2 protein-coding genes and 1 pseudogene are annotated in these 1,751 nt (G+C 74.9%); all 3 read right to left on the bottom strand.

The genetic code is table 11. From position 1 onward, the window contains the following. On the bottom strand, positions 1 to 294 hold a 294-nt coding region (locus AC0CYZ_RS29770), incomplete at its 3' end, for a single stranded DNA-binding domain-containing protein (protein ID WP_472221722.1). A gap of 82 nt (positions 295 to 376) precedes the next feature. Continuing rightward, positions 377 to 1,102 carry a DUF3710 domain-containing protein gene (locus AC0CYZ_RS29765; RefSeq protein ID WP_472221721.1) on the bottom strand — a complete coding sequence of 242 codons (726 nt, stop codon included), beginning with the start codon at positions 1,100 to 1,102 and terminating at the stop codon, positions 377 to 379. A gap of 168 nt (positions 1,103 to 1,270) precedes the next feature. Further along, positions 1,271 to 1,699 (bottom strand): annotated as a pseudogene (dut, locus tag AC0CYZ_RS29760) (dUTP diphosphatase); the annotation flags it as partial. Positions 1,700 to 1,751: the final 52 nt, after the last annotated feature.

The following is a 1,751-nucleotide window of genomic DNA, read 5'->3' as shown; positions in this document are numbered from 1 at the left end:
CGTGCGCCCCGGCTCGATGCCGGGGATGCGCCGCCGACCCATCCACACCAGGGTGACACCGTCGGTGCCGTCGAAGAGCTCTGCCTCCAACGTCGCGACGGAGTCCCGCGGGCAGATCTCGACCGACCGCAGCCGACCCTTCACGGTGATCGCCTCACCGGATCCGCCGCAGTTCCCCGCCAGGTGGCACCCCGAGCGCGCCGAGTCGGCGGAGAGGTCCTCGGCGTCCAGATCGGACACGTCGGAGGTGAGCTTGCGGACCATCCGCGACACGAACCCCGAGCCCTTGCCCATCGTCCGCTCCTCGTGATGGACACCGCGGCCTCCGCGGTGCCGTCCGGACCCGCCATCGGATCCGAGGACAGGGTAGCTCCGTTCAGCTGCGCCCGGGTGACGTGCCGGGATCGCTGGGCTGGGGCAGCATCATGGGGATCACCGGGCCGTCCGACGACGTGATCTGCCGCGGACGGGTGGGCAGCGACTGGAAGAGCGTCTCGCGGAACGGCTCGGGCACGTCCTCGGGGACCTCGAGCGGCAGCAGCGAGCGGACGGGCAGCGGGTCGGGCGAGCGGACCACCACGGTTCCGCGGACCATCTCGCGGAGCATCTGGTGCAGCGTGAGCGCGTGGACCGCGGGGCCGGTCCCGACGCCGCGGAGCATCCAGCGCGGGCCCTCGACCGCCACGACGCGGGCGACGACGTCGCCGTTGCGCGCCACCAGCTCCCGGCCCCACTCGCCGCGGTCGCGCCGGATCGTGGCGCCCTCGGCGTGCAGCTGCTGGGCCAGCTCCTCGATGAGCTCGCCCCACAGGCCCCCGGTGCGCGGGGCGGCGAAGGCGCTGACGGTCAGGCGGCCCTCGGGGAGCATCGCGTGCACGGCGCGCAGCGGACCGGTCGGGTCCGGCTCGCACACGAGCTTCGCGTTCGGGGGCACCGGCAGCTGGACGGAGCCGAGGTCGAGGCGCAGGCGCCCGTCGCGCGGCGCGTCCTCGGAGTCCCAGGGGCCCCGGTGCTGGTGGTGCTGACGGCCCGCCGGGTCCGCCGACGGCGGCACCTGCGCGATGCGGCCCTTGCGATGCCGCCCCCGCGCCGGTTCGGTCACGACCACGTCACCTCAGAGCTCCTCCGCCACCGGAACGCGCCGGTCGTCCTCGTCGTCATGGGTATCGGCTGTGTGTGCCGGGTCCTCAATACCCTCTTCGTGACCGATCCGTGACCTCGGGGGGTCGAGATCACCCGTCCGGCTCCGGTCGTCCGCGGAGCCGGACCATCCTCCCGTGGACCCGAAGCCGCCGGCGCCCCGGCCCGAGGCGGGGAGCTCCTCCACCACCCGCACGGCCGGCAGCTCGACCCGCTGGATCACGAGCTGGGCGACGCGGTCGCCGCGCCGCAGCACCACGGGCCGCCGCGGGTCGTGGTTGACCAGGCAGACCTGGATCTCGCCGCGGTAGCCGGCGTCCACCGTCCCGGGCGCGTTGACCAGGCCGAGACCCGCCCGGGCGGCGAGGCCGGAGCGCGGGCACACGAACCCCGCGTAGCCACGGGGCAGGGCCACCGAGATCCCGGTCCCGACCAGGGCCCGCTCCCCCGGCGCGATCTCCACGTCGGTGCGGGTGCACAGGTCGAGGCCGGCGTCGTCGGGATGGGCCCGGTGCGGCACGGGCAGCCCCGGGTCCAGGCGGACCACGTCGACCTCCAGCACGGTCGGCCAGATTACCCTGGAGTCCGTGACGCGTTCCCGCCCGTCCGCG

This window comes from Actinomycetospora sp., from assembly GCF_055612215.1.
This window is presented reverse-complemented; position numbering and strand designations above follow the sequence as displayed.